Below are 16765 nucleotides of genomic sequence, written 5' to 3'. Positions count from 1 at the left end.
AAGGTATGGTGAAAAAATGAGTAAACTTTCCCTTAAAATTGGGACATACTTTTTAATATTAGCTTTATGTATTGAAACAATTGCCTTCGTATCTTTTTATAAAAGTCTTTCAAAAATGCGGATTGTAGAGGAAACAGATGCTCTTTTAGAGAAAGGTAATCGCTATAGTAAAAAAATTAAAAGCCGCGAGAGACGGGATGAATATTATAAAGAAATGAAACACGCTGAACATAATAAAAATCCTAAACGTCCTGTGTACCCTGAGTTCGATATTACGAATGAGGCTGCACACTTAGTTGAATCGGAATCAATTTCTAACTCCGATATAGCTATCATTATTACTGACCATAACGGCAAAATTATTTCCACCTCAGAACCCGTAACAAAAGATATGCAAAAACAACTTACTTGTAAAACAGAAACTGTCCCAGACGGCGGATTGGTCGTTGAAAGGAACTGGAAAAAATCAAAGTTCATCACAACAGTAAGCCCACTTAACACAACAAAGTTTCAAGGAAAGCTATATATGTTATTAAAAACATCTTTCCTAGAAAATATGTTACTTAAACTCATGAACCAATTTCTTATCATTAGCGTTTTAACAATTATTTTAACAACAATTTCTGTCTTTGTTTTTTCACGCGTTATTACAGAACCACTTGTAAAAATGAAGAGAGCGACAGAAAAAATGTCAAAATTAAACAAGCCAATTCAATTAGGTATTAAACGAAATGATGAACTCGGAAGTTTAGCAAAAACAATTGAAGATTTATCGAGTGAACTTACGTATATGAAAAAAGAGCGCAATGAATTTCTCGCTAGTGTCGCTCATGAACTATTAACTCCATTGACCTATATGAAAGGTTATGCGAAGGTAGCAAAGAGAGACTCTTTAACAAAAGAGGAGCGAGAAGAATACTTACAAATTATTGAGGATGAAACGGATAGTGTAACCGATCTCGTCCAAGATTTATTTATGCTTGTACAATTAGAACAACACCAATTTGTTATAAAAAAACAAAAAGTGCTTCTTCAGCCATTTTTAGAACGAATGGTTGAAAAAACAAAAACAACATTAACGAATAAGCAAATGCAACTTCATGTATATTGCAAAGATGATTTAGAAGTTTGCATAGACGAAAGACGTATGGAACAAGTTATGTTAAATTTATTACACAACGCTTATCAACATTCGCCAGAAAACACATCCATTACGATACGTGTACTCATGGAAACAGATTCTTTTACAATAAGTGTACAAGATAAAGGTGAAGGTATTCCTGAAGAAGATATCCCGCATATTTTTGACCGTTTTTATCGTGTTGATAAATCCAGAACACGAGCTACAGGCGGAAAAGGCATCGGGCTAGCTGTTGCAAAAGAAATTGTAGAATTGCATAACGGTTCTATTCTAGTAACAAGCCAATTAGGAGCGGGAACAAACTTTATAATCGAGCTACCTTTTGAATAATATGCGTGTGAAAACACCAGTAGTAGTAAACACTACTGGTGTTATTTTGTTCATAACAACAGCTCATATAAGCTAAGCTTTTGAAATTATTCTTATTTCAATATAAAATAAAGGTACATTTGCAAAGATTTGGAGGGTGATATAATTGGATATCCATGTATTAACAAAAGACGAAGCAGAAATTTACTTAGAACTTCGCGTAGAAGGATTAAAGCAAAACCCTGAAGCATTCAGCTCTTCTTATGAAGATATTATTAATAAAGAGTGTGCGATTGAATATAAAGCACAAAAATTAGCACAAGACGAAAACTATACGCTAGGTGCATTTAAAGATGGAAAATTAATCGGGGTTGCAACACTGGAAACGAAACCATATGTAAAACAAGAACATAAAGCTAAAATCGGTTCTGTATATGTATCTCCAAAAGCACGCGGACTTGGAGCAGGAAAAGCACTTATTAAAGAATGTCTTGAGCTTGCTAAATCTTTAGAAGTAGAACAAGTTATGCTTGATGTTGTTGTTGGCAACGATGGAGCGAAAAAACTTTATGAATCATTAGGTTTTAAAACATTCGGTGTACAAGAACGTTCATTAAAATATAACGGACAATATTGGGATGAAGAGCATATGGTCTTATTCTTAGATGAAAATAAATAATAAAAAACATCCTCATGTTTGGAGGATGTTTTTTACTTTCTTGTAAACCATGCCGTGTGTAATAATTGAATCGCTTTCGCAATCTCACCCTCTGATAATATCGCAAACCCAAGTAAAACTACATTCTCAGGCGCCGTACCGTCTTTATAGTACGTAGACACAGGATATATTTTGATACTATGTTTCGCAGCTTCTTGAATTAATTCTTCTTCCCGCATTCCATTATGCACTTTTAATAAAATGTGTAATCCCGAATCTTCTCCTATCACTTCAACACGATTAGAGAAATACTTCTCTATTTCAAAAACAAGTCGATCTCTCTTCTTTCGGTAGACGACACGCATTTTATGAATATGTTTTTCCCAATAGCCTTCATTTAAAAATCTTCTAATCACTTCTTGGTCCATTCTTGAAACACTTTGTGTATAAAATAAATATTGCTGTTGATACTTTTTAATTAATTTCTTCGGCAACACCATATAGCTCATCCGTAGCGATGGCAATAATGCTTTAGATAGCGTCCCCATATAAATAACTTTCCCCTCTGTATCTAACCCTTGCAGCGCCGGTATAGGCTTTCCAGAATAGCGAAATTCACTATCGTAATCATCTTCAATAATATACCTGCTCTCTTCTTTCTTTGCCCATTGTAAAAGCTGCATCCTTCTCGTAATAGGCATAATCATTCCATATGGAAACTGATGGGAAGGTGTAACAAATACAACATTCGCATTGCTATTTTCTAAATCTGCAATACAAATTCCATCTCTATCTAAAGATAACATTTGGACTCTTGCTTCTCCCTGTTCAAAAACAACCATCTTTCTATGATACCCTGGGTTTTCAACTGCATAATTGCTTCCCTTTAACAATTGAAACAATAGTTTCACTAATATTTGTGTTCCCGCTCCTAATACAATTTGACTAGCTGAACAACGTACACCTCTAGATTCATACAAATAATTCGTAATCTCTTCTCTTAAGCTCGCTTCTCCTTGAGGGTGTCCTAGAAAGAGAAGTTCGTTATTATGCGGCTGCCATATTTCATTTACAATTTTCCGATACATATTGAATGGAAAAGCATTTGTATCAATTCCTGTTTGTGTAAAATCAAATTTATAACTCTTCTCCTGAAACGGTACTTCTTCTATTCTATCTCCACTATCCTCTACATGAGCCATTTGCTCAATTTTGCATACAAAATAGCCTTTTCTCGATATCGACTCAATATAACCTTCTGCAAGTAATTGTTCGTACGCTGCCTCTACTGTATTTTTACTTACTTGTAAATGTATCGCTAACTTTCGCTTAGCCGGTAATTTCGTAAAAGGGACAATCGATCCATCTTTAATCTCTTTTTTTATATACTCATACAATTGCACATACAATGCCTTTTTACTATTCATATTTAAATTAGGCGTTAATTCTAACATAATATCTGACCCCTTAATAAAACTAAAATCTGATACTTTTTACAGTACCAGATTTTATATATAATTCCTTTTATCATGTCACACATAAAAAATCAAATACCGGAGAGGAGAAACATGATAATGAACAATGGTAGACGTATCGGACTTATTATGATTATTACAGGGGCTACATTATGGGGATTATCTGGTCCAATGATTCAGTGGCTATTTCAGCATACTAATGTATCCTCAATTGATTTTTTAACAATTCGATTGTTGCTTGCAGGAATATTTATTTTGTCTTTCTTACTTATAAAGAAACAAAACATATTTCAAATTTGGAAACACCCTAGATATTCTATACAACTTATTATTTTTTCTATTCTCGGCATGCTCGGTGCGCAATACGCCTTTATCGAAACGGTTCATATTAGTAATGCAGTCACAGCAACGCTATTTCAATTTCTAGGTCCTGTTCTTATTACCATGTATGTTGCATTTGAACAAAGAAAATTCCCTGCTTCCATGCAACTATTCGCAATTATAGCCGCGCTAATAGGAACATACTTTATTATTACAAATGGCTCAATTGAAAATATTGTTTTATCCAAAGAAGCTATTATTTTTGGACTATTAACAGCAATCGGATTTGCATTTTATACCCTTCATCCGGCTTCTCTCATTAAAGAATGCGGGACAACTGTAGTAATTGGTTGGGGGATGTTAATCGGAGGAATTGCACTACTTATTTATAATCGTTCATTCGGGTGGAATCAATTTTCACAAACCCTTACACTAAAAACTTTTTCTATGCTTATTCTTATCATTATTAGTGGTACCCTTTCTTTCCTTCTATATATCGGTAGTCTTAAATATTTAGCAGCAACAGAAACAAGCATTTTATCTAGCATTGAACCCCTTGTAGCTGCCATCGTTTCAATCACTTGGCTAAATGAATCTTTTGGAACATATCAATTATTAGGCGGCGTATGTATCGTTCTGTCCGTTATTTTTTTGACGATGCCTCAAAAAGAAACCGAACCAACCTATACAACGGAACAAATATAAAATTAAACTTTAATTAGTGGGGACTATCTCCCACTAATTATTAACCTACACCAATCGGGCTTTTACGTGATAAAAATGTCAAAAGAGGTCGTACAAAACTTACGACCTCTTTTTATACTTTAAAGGAATTGTCCCGCCTTCTAGCAAATACAATTACACTAACAATAAAAACTAGGAGTGTGGCACCATGAAAAAAATCGGAACTATGCTACTTCTCTCCTTCCTCATCACTGGATGTACACAAACGCAACCGGATTCAAAAGAACAAAAAAAAGACGTAATAGCAACGTCATCCACTCAAGTGAACGCACCTTCCTTCTTTCACCTTAGTGTTTTAAAAGATGTAAATTGGGAAGAAGCACCCTCATTCATAGACGGAAAAATACCTTTAAAAGGCATCGAAGGTAAAGTCGCAATGGCTGATAGTCCTATTATCGCAAATGAACAAAATGAAATAATGTGGTACTTTCTAGATTCTGAAATACCAACTGGAAAATTGTCTATTATTGCGCTAAAACAAGGATCTGTAACTCCAACACCAGTACTCTTTCAAAAAGAAACTTCCAAACAAACTTGGACTACTTCAAATACAATCGATTCTACTACAAGCGAACTCCCTCTCGCTATGTCACTACCTTCATCTGGATTATGGTTATTAAATATATATGTGAATGAAAAATATTATGATCAGTTTGTAATCACCGCTGAGTAAAGTGACAAAAATAAGCCACTTTCTTACAACAATGTAATTTCTACGTCATGTACTTCGATAGTTGAATTATCTCTCTTCTCTTATACTTAAAGTAAGAAATGAAACGAGGAGAGATGAGAGATGAAAAAAATGATAGAAGTGATCGTAGCAGTAACTGAGGTTTTAGTGAATGGTAAACAAGTTGCAATGGAGTTAAATAAATAGTGAAGAAACATAAATAATTCTACACTTCTTCATTATTTTGATTTCTTATCTCAAAAAAGCAATGCCTTTTAGGCACTGCTTTTCGCTATTAATAACGTGGTATTTTCGTAATTTGTGCCACGCCTGAATCAATAGCTGCTTTCGCTACTGCTTCTGCAACACTTGGAACAACTCTTTTATCTAATGGATTCGGAATTACATAATTCGCATTACGTTCTTCATCAGTAATGATGTTAGCGATCCCATATGCTGCCGCTAATTTCATCTCTTCTGTAATATCAGTTGCGCGCACATCTAACGCACCGCGGAATATTCCGGGAAACGCCAATACATTATTTACTTGATTCGCATAATCCGAGCGTCCAGTTCCTACTACAGCTGCCCCAGCCTCTAATGCATCCTCAGGGAAGATTTCTGGAATTGGATTCGCCATTGCAAACACAATTGCTTTCTCATTCATCGTCTGTACAAGTTCTTTCGTTAATACGTTAGGAGCAGATACGCCAATAAAAATATCAGCTTGGTGAATTGCTTCTTTTAACGTTCCACGCACATGTTCACGATTTGTCTTTTTTGAAACTTCAATTTGTGCTTCGTTCATCCATGTTTCACCTTCACAAACAATACCTTCTAGGCTAACTAGCGTAATGTGCTTTGCACCAGCCTTTAATAATAATTTTCCAATTGCAATTCCTGCCGAACCCGCACCGTTAATAACGATTTTCACATTATCCATTTGTTTGCTAACAACTTTTAATGCATTAATAACAGCTGCTAAAACGACAATAGCTGTTCCATGTTGATCATCATGGAATACAGGAATATTCGTTTCTTCTTTTAATCGTTTTTCAATTTCAAAACAACGCGGTGCTGCAATATCTTCTAAATTAATCCCTGCAAATGTAGGCTCTAAATTTTTTACAAGGGTAACGATTTCATCTACATCCGTTGTGCCTAAACATAATGGGAAAGCATCTACATTCGCAAACTTCTTAAACAAAATACTTTTTCCTTCCATAACAGGCATAGCGGCTTTCGGTCCAATGTTTCCTAAACCGAGTACCGCTGTTCCATCTGAAACAACTGCCACCATATTGCCACGTGCTGTATAGTCATACACTGTTTCTTCATCTGCCGCAATCGCTTTACACGACTCCGCTACACCTGGTGTATACGTCAGGCTTAAATCATCCGCTGAATTTACCTCCACTTTACTTGTAATTTCAATTTTCCCTACTAATTCTTTATGCAATAACAATGATCTTTCATTAATTTGATTTGCTAACATACTTATAATCTCCCCTTAATTTGACAAGCTAGCTATACGAATATAGCTAGCTTGTTTGATCATGAAAACATTTTTAATAATATTGTCGCCGTTACAACCATTGCCGCCCCGCCTAAACGAGTTGAAATTTGCGCGAACGGCATTAATTCCATACGATTTGAAGCCGATAAAATAGCAACATCTCCAGTTCCGCCTAAACCGCTATGACATCCAGTTACAATCGCCGATTCAACTGGATACATCTTCATCACTTTCCCTACAAGAAAACCTGATGCTACCATTGTAAGAACAACCGATGCGCACACAACAACATATCCTACTGAAAGAACTGCTGCTACGTCTTTTAACGGAATATATAGCAATCCTAATCCAACCATTAAAGGCCAAGTTAAATTCTTCGAAATAAATTTATATAAATGGAATGCTCCTTGCTCCATTTTTGCTGGCATTAATTTAAAGTATTTCACAAGTGCTGCTGAAAAAATCATAATGATTGCCCCAGGAATACCGATGAACTTAGAAGCAAATCCTCCGAAGATGAAGAACGTACACGCAATTAATAAACCTGCTCCCATTAATGAGAAGTCAATTGGCTTCTCTGTATTTTGTTCTTTTAATAATTCTGCTTGATTGTCTGTTTTCACTAATACACCGTTACCACTAAGCTCCGGTTTCTTCTCACCTAAACGCTTCATATACCCTGCACTTACAATTGCGAACATATTTCCAATAATAGCTGCTGGAATAAGCTGTGATACAAACGTCGCTGATGATTCATTTAAAATATCACTATAAGCTAGCGACAATGGTAAAATCCCTTCCCCGATACCACCACTCACAATTGGTACGATGATAAAGAAGAATGTGTGCTTCATTTCAAATCCAAATAATGAACCGACCAATAACCCTACTGCTACAGAAGCTAATGTCCCTACTACTAAAGGAATAAACATGCGAACGAAACCTTGTACTAACACTTTACGGTTCATTCCTAAAATACTTCCGACTACTAAACAAGAAATATATAAATATAAAAAGTTCGATTTTTTCATTAACATAGTCGCAGCTTCCATTGAAGCTGGATTCATCCAGTTAAAAAATACAAGTAATGATGGAATAAATAACGAAAGTATTGCTGGACCGCCGATATTTTTTAAAATTGGAATTCTCATCCCAATATCGCCTAAGAAAATCCCCATGATCATAATAACTGCAAATCCACCAATCATATCTGCTGGCAATTTATTATATACAGATGCCCCATAAATAATAGCAGCCAATACTACATATAACGGTAAAGGTATAACACCGATTTTTACATTCATAATTTTAGAAGCGAAAGATTCTCTTTGTACTTCATTTCCTTCAGAAAATGATACCGCTTCCACATTCTTTTGAATTCCCATATGGCACCCCCTCGTTTTCTTAATAACAATATTAAAACGCTTTCAATAGTAAAAATAGTTTTTGTAAGTTTTGTAATTGATTTTGTAATTAAAAAAAGTATAAGCGACTTATATTAAGTCGCTTATACGTAAAACTCTATTTTCTTTTGATCAACACATCTTAATTTACTTACAGGTCTGCCCACATGTTGGTACATCATTTCGTTTTCTAACACCCCAATGTCAGTCAAAAACATTACATATTTTCGAATAGAAACTCTTGAAATTCCAACTAATTGTGCCATTTCATCTGTTGTAAACACTCTTCCATTCAACGACTCGATTTTCTGCCAAATTAATTGCAACGTTTGCTTCGTTAACCCTTTCGGAAGCTCTTTCGTGACAGTAGGCTCCCTTTTTTCTTTTTGTAAAATTAACGAATCTAATTCCGCTTGACTAATTTTTTGTTGTTCTTTCATGAAAGTAAGTTTTTCTCGATATATAGTTAATGCCTCTTTAAATCGTTCAAATGTAAATGGTTTAATTAAATAATCTACTACACCATATTGTAATGCTTTTTTAATACTTCCCATATCATGTACAGCTGAAATCATTATAATATCGATTTCTTTTTCTTGGTTCCGGATATACATTAAAAGCTCAAAACCAGTCTCTTCAGGCATAAAAATATCAAGTAATACTAAATCTACTCGTGATTTCTCTAATATTTCGATCGCCGACTTTACTGAGTTAACTGCTTGAACAAGTTCAAATCCTCCTACTTGCTCTAAATAATGCGTATTTAGCATTGCTACCATCGGGTCATCTTCTACAATTAAAACTTTAATCATATTTGCCTCTCATCCCTACCTTTAGGTATTTCAATTGTTATCGTTGTTCCCTTACCTACTAATGAATGCATATGAATTTCCCCATTTATTCGCTGTATACTTTCTTTTACAAGATACAAACCATAACCGCGGTTATCTCCCTTTGTGGAATAACCTTTCGTAAATAATTCCTCTATTTCTTTTTCTTGTATACCTTTTCCCGTATCTTGTACTGTAATAGTTAGTATATCCCCATGTTGTATCTTAACTTCAACTCGCTTCTTTTCACAATTCGTAACTGCCTCTAATGCATTATCAATTAAATTTCCGACAATCGTAATAAGTTCATGAGTAATACTTTCATCATCTATTTCCGGCATATAAGAATCTTCACTTATAATTAATTTTATATTTTTCTCTCTAGCATAGCTGAGCTTACCTAGTAAAAAACCAGCAAATACTGGACTTTTTATTCTTTTCATAACTCCACCAATTTCATATTGATGCTCTGATACCATGCCGCTTATATACTTCTGTAATTCTTCATACTGCTTCATATGTGTAAGCCCTAATACGACATGCATCTTATTCATAAACTCATGAGATTGTGCCCGTAATGCTTCTGCATATAGTCTAATACCAGTTAGTTCCTCTGCTAGTTTTCTAATCTCTGTTTTATCACGAAATGTTGCAATTGCACCAACTATTTCTCCTTTTACATATAAAGGAACTCGATTCGTCACAATCGTAATTCCATAAATATTTTGTTCTTCGTTTAATTGTACTTCTCCCGTTTGCAATACTTCTTTTATACGTGAATTTGGCATATACAACTCAACATCTTTACCGATAAAATCTTCTTCAAGTCCGCTTTTTTTAAATAGACGTTTCGCTTCATTATTAATTAATGTTACTCTAGCCTCTTTATCTACAGCAATAATACCTTCCTTTACAGATTGTAGCATCGTATTTCTTTCTTCAAGAATTTTTGCTATCCTGTGCGGCTCAAGACCGAATAAACTTTTCTTTATATGTCTAGCTAGCAATATTGCTCCTATAATTCCGACTAATACACCAACTCCGACACCAATATAAATGATATGTCTACTTTCCTTAACTCTCTCTTTTACATTATCTGCTGAAATACCAACAGCCACAGCTCCAAGTTGTTCACCTGTTTCAGAAAATATTGGTACAAACACTCGCATGGAAATACCTAAAGTTCCTTCTGCTAACGATACATGTTCTTTTCCTTTCAATGCAGGCCCTTCATCTCCCCCAATAAAATGATGCCCTATTTTTTGAGGATTTGGATGTGACTTTCTTATTCCATTCATGTCCATAACTACAATAAACTGAACACCTGTGTTTTGTAATATTCTATTTGTATACGTTTGGATTGCAGAGGTATCTGCTTTCCCAACCAAACCATCAATTACAATCGAATCATTCGCCACAATGTGTGCAATTGTTTTTGCCTTCTCTGCTTGGCTATCCTCCGTCGTCCGTTCTACATTATGACTAATTAATATATCTGTCACAAGTAAAGAAAAAATTACAACTGTACAAACTAACAATGTAATCGTTTTCCATAAATTCCATAGTCTTCTTCTTTTTTTCATCCCGTTAATGACTCCCCTAATTGCTGAATAGAAAAATAAGTAAGGTGATATTATTTTCACCTTACTTATCTGCTGTTATTATACTTTAAATTTACTAGTCATCGCTTGTAGTTCTTCTGCCATCTCAGCTAAGTTTTGCGAAGCTGAACTAATTTCCTCCATGGAATTAACCTGTTCTTCTGTTGAAGCTGCAACACTTTGCATACTAGCTGTATTTTCTTCTGCAGCAGCTGCAATTTCATCAATAGCATTTGTCACTTCATTTGCATCTCCAGCAATTCTCTTCGTTGTTTCTACCATTTGATTAACTTGAGAAACAATATGTGTAGTAGAACTTAAAATTTCCGTAAAACTTACTTTCGTTTTTGTTACAACATCAAGGCCCTGTTGAACTTCTCCATTCACATTATCCATCGCCTTAACAGTATGTTCAATATCCGCCTTAATTTCTGCAATTAAATTTGCAATCTCTCCAGATGACTCTCCTGATTGCTCTGCTAATTTTCTAACCTCATCTGCTACAATAGCAAATCCTCGTCCCTGTTCACCTGCTCTTGCTGCTTCAATAGCCGCATTTAAAGCTAATAAGTTTGTTTGAGTTGCGATGTTTTGAATTGCTTCAGAAATAGCTCCTACTTGCTTTGATTTCTCATCAAGCAGTTTAATAATAGCATCTGACTCGGATACCGACCTAGAAATAGACTGCATTTGTTTTGCAGTTTGTTCAACTAAATCTTCTCCCTCTTCAGCTCTTTCTCGCGCATGTAATGAGGAAATAGAAATTGACTCTGCGCTTCCAGTTACATCTTGAATTGCTGTATTTACTTGTTGCAATGTAGCCGCACCTTCTTCAACACCTTGACTTTGTGATTCAGCCCCACCTGATACTTGTTCCATTGCAATTGTAATTTGATCTGTCGCATCATTTGCTTGCTGTACGCTCGCTGTTAACTCTTCTGCCGATGCTGCAACATGTTCTGCTGAAAAGCTAATTTGGGTAATAACATCTTGTAAAGACGTAGACATTTCATTAAATGAATTCCCTAATTTCCCTATGTCATCCTTGGAATGGATTGTAATTTTCTCTGTTAAATCTCCCTTACTAATTTTATATGCCGATTCAGCTATTTTTCGTAATGGCCTTGTAATAGACTTTGTAATGAAATAAATTAATATACTACCAAATGCAATAGCGATAGCAATGACAATCAAAGTCTTATAAAACACTGGACTGGCAGCTTGGGTAATTTCTTCATCGAACATAACGCCAACTACTTTCCAGCCCGTTTTCTCATTTGTTGCAAAGATTAAATTCTTTTTATCATCTTGTTCTGTATAAGACACATTTCCTTGTTTATCTTCATAAATTGGTTTAATCCAAGGATCAGTAACTTTTGCACCTGGTTTTCTAGATGGATGACTAACAATTTGCTTATTTTGATCTAAAATAACTGCATAACCTTTTTCACCAATGTTAATCATTTTGGAAATTTTTAAGATGTTATCTAAGTTTAAATTAATTCCTATAACACCTTTACCATCTTTTACTTCTTTTGCAATTGTCACTACCATATTTTTTGTAGATGCTGATTGATATGGTGCAGTAACAATTACTTTCCCTTTATTTTCATGTGCTTCTTTATACCAAGATCTATCTGTTGGATTATACCCATCAGCCATTTGGATAAATGGTTCTCTTATAAACTTTCCCGTCTCTGTTCCAATATAAATACCTTCTACTTCTGGATGAAGTTTTATATATTGCGCTAACTTCGTTCTTACTATTTCTTCTTGTCCGTTTGGATATGTATCCTCTGTTAAGATGTCTGCAAAGTATGCTGCATCAACAAATTTCTCTTCTATATTTTGAGAAATAACAGTATTTAAAATCGAAATGTTTTCCTTTGCTTTACCTGTGATTTGTTGTTCAAAATTTGTTTTGGCAGTTTGATATGAAACACCACCGATAATAAGTCCTGGTATAGTTAAAATTAGAAAAAATGAAATGATTAATTTTTTCTTGATACTCATACATTTAACCCAGTTAAATATTTTTTGCATAATAAGCCTCCTTTATGTAATGTGGATACTTGTGTCATTTTATACAATTAACATATATAAAACAATATATAATGATAACATGTAATTTTTTCGTCAATTATGCATTTTTGCATATTCACTCCTTATACGTATTTTAATCATAAAAATAAGAGAACTTTAGCATTATATATACTAAAGTTCTCTTATTTCTTAACAGCTTATACTCTATAAAACTTCTCTTATAATCCTCAAATCTTTATCCTTCGCCTTATAGTCATATTACTAAAACTCTTCGTCCTAATTTATTTGACTCTCTTTACATAACTAATTGCCTGACTTCCCATTTGCGCCCATGCCTGTTCAAAGGTTTCTCTCGGTACTTTTACATCTAAGCTACCCTCAAGTGGATCTCGAATATATACAGATTCCTGATCATACCCGATAAGTACAATACAATGTTCATTATACGTAATAGAAACATCTCCACTATTTGTTTCCCATGTAGTAAATTCATCTGCATCTAATGGTGCAAATGTTGCATTTGTGATCATGACTACAGGTTGCCCTGCTTTTATACTCTTATAAATTTCTTCTATATTCTTCCCTGTTAAGTCTACAGCTTTATTAGGTAAATATTTTTCCGCTAACTGAAAAAGTGGCCCATGATATACACCATATCCCGATTCAGAAAATGTATAAATATTACCTACAAATCCTTCATTTGGATTCCCGCGCACACCATCGTCTATAAAATCAACTTTTTTTATTTCATTTGCTAATGTCATCTTATCCACTGAAACACCAGCGTATTGTAACATCATCGCTAAACTCGTCACTTCACAGCCTCTATCCAATTCTGGTAACTGCTGAATTAAGGGAACATTTGATAAGATGACTTTTTCATCGTTATTACTAAACTCCGTTTCTTTTCCTCTTTGTATATTTGAGAATGTTAACTTCTCTACATACTTTGGAATTCCATTTGTATATACACTCCATATTGCTGCACCTAGTAAAGCTGTACATATATACCACTTCAATTTTCTTATCGCTTTCACACCCTTATTAATTCGTTAAATAAGAATAAAATGCGTCAGCATCCGTTCGTACCATCGGTACAAAATTTAGTTCTTTTCCTTTTTCAGGCTGATCTTTTTTTATCTTTTCCGCTAACTCTTGAATATTCATATTCATTTTATCCATATTAAGCTCATCTGCCATTTGTAGCACCTTTTGTTCATTAATTTCTCTTAATATTTGATATATATCTTTACCATACAAATCAATATGATGTTTTTTTGCTTCTTCTTGTACTTTTTGTTCGTACACTTCTTGTGCTAACTCTTCAATTTCTTTTCCTTTTTGAGAAATGTCTAGCTTTTCTGCTTCTTCTCTTACTTTCTTTCCGTAGATTTCTTCCGCGATGTCTTCGATTTCTTTTCCATCTGTCGAAATACCTAATTTATCTGCTTCATCTTTAATTTTAATCGCATTAATTTGAGTAATTAAATCTACAATTGATGTATTCTCTATAGATATACCTAGCTTTAACGCTTCTTGCTTTACTTTTGTTTCATAGATTTCTTCTGACAGCGTCCCAACATCTTTTCCTTCAATCGATATGCCTAACTGCTCTGCTTCCCTTCCTACTTCTGTTTCATGAATTTCTTTTTCTAGTGTAATTTGTTCTTTTCCTTCCGTTTCAATACCTAGTTTCTCTGCTTTTTCTTCTGTATGCACTGCATGTATCTTACCATTGTTCAATTGTTCTTTACTGCGCTGCGTGTAATCTGTCTTTCCTTTTTGTGTTTCAGAAGGAGAGGCACCCCCTAATATACTTAAACTCATTACTCCAATAGTGAATACCGTCATCATTTTCTTTTTCAAAATTAATTCCTCCCTCTTATACTTTCTTTCCCATCATTCCCCTAGTTTTTTTAATACTATACATACATCTCATCGCTGCTTGAGATAACATTATGATTGATAACCCCCACTCACATACACCTAGTCTCTTCTTCATGTAACGAACTTTCTTTATGCCATACATAATATAAATAGTTTCTTAACTTTACCTTAAAAAAAGACGACCCTGTAAAAACAAGGTCGTCTTCTTACTTATATTTTTTGGTTTTTAGGGAAAATCACTTCAAAACAAGTGCCATCTCCCCATTTGCTCTCTACTGATATTTTTCCGTAATGCTTTTCTACAATCCAATTTGCGATTGAAAGACCTAATCCAGCTCCTTCTGACGTACTTCTTGCTTTATCCCCTTGATAAAAACGATCAAATAATTTCGGAATATCTTCTTCTTTCACTCCTATCCCGTCATCTTTCACCTGTATGCGAATTGAACTACTCGTTTGCGTGCAATCAATTTGAATATGCCCACCTTCGTTTGTATACTTCATCGCATTATCTAACAGTATGACCATCATTTGATGAATCCGCTCTCTATCAGCCATAAAAGATACACCACGTTCTACTTTTAGCATCATTTCTTTTTCTTGATAAGAAGCAATCTCTTTATATGGAGCTACTATTTCTTCTAACAATTTATCAAGTTCAAATGTTTTCTTATCCATCTCAATTTGATTAGAATCAGAACGTGCTAGCAATAATAAATTACTAACGAGTTTCGATAACCGCCTACATTCTTTTGAAATTGTAGAAATATCCATCGCTTTTTCTTCTATCGTAGCGGATGGTGACTGGAATAAAACATCCGTTTTTGATTGAATAACTGCAAGTGGTGTCCTGAGTTCATGTGATGCATCAGAAACGAATTGTTGCTGTTTCTCCCATGAACTTTGAATAGGTACAAGTGCTCTACCAGCTAGGAAAAAGCCAATACCTATCGCACAGAGGCTTCCTATGCTACAACCTATAACGAGAATTAAAAATAAAGTATTTAACATTCCTTCTTCCGCTGTTATATCTCGCACGATTTGAACTATTTCTCCATCTTTTTGAAGCGAAAATGCTCTAAAATATCGTCCTTGTATTTCAATATCTTGTAACTCCTCTAATTTTTCGGGAGAAAAACTTTCCAAATTCTCTTCAAAAATAGAACGGAATTTACGGTTATCGCCCTCTATTTTCACTATTTTTCCATTCCAAGTTATTCTAGTTACTCGCGGATCTCCAATTTGGATATTCTCCATGCGTTTTCTTGGTGGTATTTTAACATCTAATTTTTCTCTATACTGAGCCATCATTTTTATAGATTGATCCACTTCATTATAAATACGCTTATATGTGTATGAATAAATAATACTACCTAATATACCTATTAATAGAATAAATACTAATGAGTTCACTATAGTCAAACGAATGCGTGTTTTTTGAAACATACTTCCTTTTTTCATTGTTCTTTTAATATATATCCAATACCTCGAACGGTTTGAATATCTTTCTGATAACCGAATGGTTCTAATTTTTTACGCAAATGATGCACATATACTTCTACAATCGCTACTGTAGTATCTGAATCAAATCCCCAAACACGATCAAAAATTTGTTCACGCATTAAAATCTTCCCGCTATTTTGAATGAGATACTCTAGTAGCTCATATTGTTTCAATGTCAACTTAATACTTTGTCCATCTACTTGAACGTCTTTATCTTTTCCGAACAATTCAATCCCTTTATAACGAATTGTTTGCTGCGTTGTTAAACTACCACTTCTGCGTAGTAAAGCACGAATTCTCGCTTTTAATTCAGGGGCCTGAAATGGCTTAACAATATAGTCATCTCCACCAAAGTCCAATCCCTTCACCCGATCTTCTAAAGAATCTCTCGCTGTCAAAAACAGGACTGGTGTTTCAATCTTTTCATCTCGTATTTTTTGAATCACTTCAAATCCGTCCATCCCTGGCATCATCACATCCAGCAAAATTGCATCATATATATTTTGAAGAGCTAAAAACAATCCATCTTCTCCATTTATTGCCGTATCTACTTCAAATTCATCACGTAAAATTTGTACGATAGACTCTAATAACGAAGCATTATCTTCTACTACAAGTAAACGCATGCTCTCACCTTCCATCAAATAGTTCAATTCTATTTATT

14 protein-coding genes are annotated in these 16765 nt (G+C 34.4%); 4 read left to right on the top strand and 10 right to left on the bottom strand.

The genetic code is table 11. The features are described from left to right. Positions 1–16: 16 nt before the first annotated feature. Positions 17–1471: a HAMP domain-containing sensor histidine kinase gene (locus tag NST90_RS02950; RefSeq protein WP_283748115.1), complete on the top strand. Its 1455-nt coding sequence runs from the start codon at positions 17–19 to the stop codon at positions 1469–1471. A gap of 145 nt (positions 1472–1616) precedes the next feature. After that, complete coding sequence (locus NST90_RS02945; RefSeq protein WP_000351212.1) at positions 1617–2129, top strand: GNAT family N-acetyltransferase; 513 nt, start codon at positions 1617–1619, stop codon at positions 2127–2129. 32 nt (positions 2130–2161) lie between these two features. Here NST90_RS02945 and NST90_RS02940 read toward each other — a convergent pair whose 3' ends face one another. Beyond that, positions 2162–3562: a PLP-dependent aminotransferase family protein gene (locus NST90_RS02940; RefSeq protein ID WP_025710215.1), complete on the bottom strand. Its 1401-nt coding sequence runs from the start codon at positions 3560–3562 to the stop codon at positions 2162–2164. A 120-nt stretch (positions 3563–3682) separates the two neighbouring features. Between NST90_RS02940 and NST90_RS02935 the strand changes: the two genes are divergently transcribed. Beyond that, on the top strand, positions 3683–4609 hold the full coding sequence (locus NST90_RS02935; protein ID WP_001059054.1) for a DMT family transporter: 927 nt from the start codon (positions 3683–3685) through the stop codon (positions 4607–4609). A gap of 187 nt (positions 4610–4796) precedes the next feature. Continuing rightward, positions 4797–5321, top strand: a complete 525-nt coding sequence (locus tag NST90_RS02930; protein ID WP_283748114.1) for a DUF4871 domain-containing protein — start codon at positions 4797–4799, stop codon at positions 5319–5321. Between the two features lie 292 nt (positions 5322–5613). Here NST90_RS02930 and NST90_RS02925 read toward each other — a convergent pair whose 3' ends face one another. From NST90_RS02925 to NST90_RS02885, 9 genes are all read right to left on the bottom strand, one after another. Continuing rightward, a complete protein-coding gene (locus NST90_RS02925; RefSeq protein WP_000880780.1) occupies positions 5614–6813 on the bottom strand; it encodes a malic enzyme-like NAD(P)-binding protein in 1200 nt (399 codons plus the stop codon). A gap of 59 nt (positions 6814–6872) precedes the next feature. Next, positions 6873–8219, bottom strand: coding sequence for a 2-hydroxycarboxylate transporter family protein (locus NST90_RS02920; RefSeq protein WP_000512722.1), 1347 nt, complete (start codon positions 8217–8219; stop codon positions 6873–6875). A 122-nt stretch (positions 8220–8341) separates the two neighbouring features. Continuing rightward, positions 8342–9049 (bottom strand): response regulator, encoded by a 708-nt coding sequence (locus tag NST90_RS02915; protein ID WP_283748113.1) that lies wholly within the window; start codon positions 9047–9049, stop codon positions 8342–8344. Then, a complete protein-coding gene (locus tag NST90_RS02910) occupies positions 9046–10650 on the bottom strand; it encodes a sensor histidine kinase (protein WP_000747345.1) in 1605 nt (534 codons plus the stop codon). Before NST90_RS02910 ends, NST90_RS02915 begins: the two co-directional genes overlap by 4 nt. Positions 10651–10728: 78 nt before the next feature. Continuing rightward, positions 10729–12711 carry a methyl-accepting chemotaxis protein gene (locus tag NST90_RS02905; protein WP_001169184.1) on the bottom strand — a complete coding sequence of 661 codons (1983 nt, stop codon included), beginning with the start codon at positions 12709–12711 and terminating at the stop codon, positions 10729–10731. Positions 12712–12992: 281 nt separating this feature from the next. Next, positions 12993–13748, bottom strand: coding sequence for a C39 family peptidase (locus NST90_RS02900; RefSeq protein WP_033695246.1), 756 nt, complete (start codon positions 13746–13748; stop codon positions 12993–12995). Positions 13749–13755: 7 nt separating this feature from the next. Beyond that, positions 13756–14577, bottom strand: a complete 822-nt coding sequence (locus NST90_RS02895; RefSeq protein ID WP_000728587.1) for a hypothetical protein — start codon at positions 14575–14577, stop codon at positions 13756–13758. A 231-nt stretch (positions 14578–14808) separates the two neighbouring features. Further along, positions 14809–16059 carry a HAMP domain-containing sensor histidine kinase gene (locus NST90_RS02890; protein WP_000715832.1) on the bottom strand — a complete coding sequence of 417 codons (1251 nt, stop codon included), beginning with the start codon at positions 16057–16059 and terminating at the stop codon, positions 14809–14811. Further along, positions 16056–16727: a response regulator transcription factor gene (locus NST90_RS02885; protein WP_001238623.1), complete on the bottom strand. Its 672-nt coding sequence runs from the start codon at positions 16725–16727 to the stop codon at positions 16056–16058. Before NST90_RS02885 ends, NST90_RS02890 begins: the two co-directional genes overlap by 4 nt. Positions 16728–16765: the final 38 nt, after the last annotated feature.

It is taken from the genome of Bacillus sp. FSL E2-8900, from assembly GCF_037966225.1.
GTDB classification, from domain to species: Bacteria; Bacillota; Bacilli; order Bacillales; family Bacillaceae_G; genus Bacillus_A; species Bacillus_A cereus.
This window is presented reverse-complemented; position numbering and strand designations above follow the sequence as displayed.

Coding starts and splice junctions, on each gene's coding strand:
- NST90_RS02950 (WP_283748115.1), top strand. CDS start 17: ATGAGTAAACTTTCCCTTAAAATTGGGACATACTTTTTAATATTAGCT.
- NST90_RS02940 (WP_025710215.1), bottom strand. CDS start 3,562: ATGTTAGAATTAACGCCTAATTTAAATATGAATAGTAAAAAGGCATTG.
- NST90_RS02935 (WP_001059054.1), top strand. CDS start 3,683: ATGAACAATGGTAGACGTATCGGACTTATTATGATTATTACAGGGGCT.
- NST90_RS02930 (WP_283748114.1), top strand. CDS start 4,797: ATGAAAAAAATCGGAACTATGCTACTTCTCTCCTTCCTCATCACTGGA.
- NST90_RS02925 (WP_000880780.1), bottom strand. CDS start 6,813: ATGTTAGCAAATCAAATTAATGAAAGATCATTGTTATTGCATAAAGAA.
- NST90_RS02920 (WP_000512722.1), bottom strand. CDS start 8,219: ATGGGAATTCAAAAGAATGTGGAAGCGGTATCATTTTCTGAAGGAAAT.
- NST90_RS02915 (WP_283748113.1), bottom strand. CDS start 9,049: ATGATTAAAGTTTTAATTGTAGAAGATGACCCGATGGTAGCAATGCTA.
- NST90_RS02910 (WP_000747345.1), bottom strand. CDS start 10,650: ATGAAAAAAAGAAGAAGACTATGGAATTTATGGAAAACGATTACATTG.
- NST90_RS02905 (WP_001169184.1), bottom strand. CDS start 12,711: ATGCAAAAAATATTTAACTGGGTTAAATGTATGAGTATCAAGAAAAAA.
- NST90_RS02890 (WP_000715832.1), bottom strand. CDS start 16,059: ATGAAAAAAGGAAGTATGTTTCAAAAAACACGCATTCGTTTGACTATA.
- NST90_RS02885 (WP_001238623.1), bottom strand. CDS start 16,727: ATGCGTTTACTTGTAGTAGAAGATAATGCTTCGTTATTAGAGTCTATC.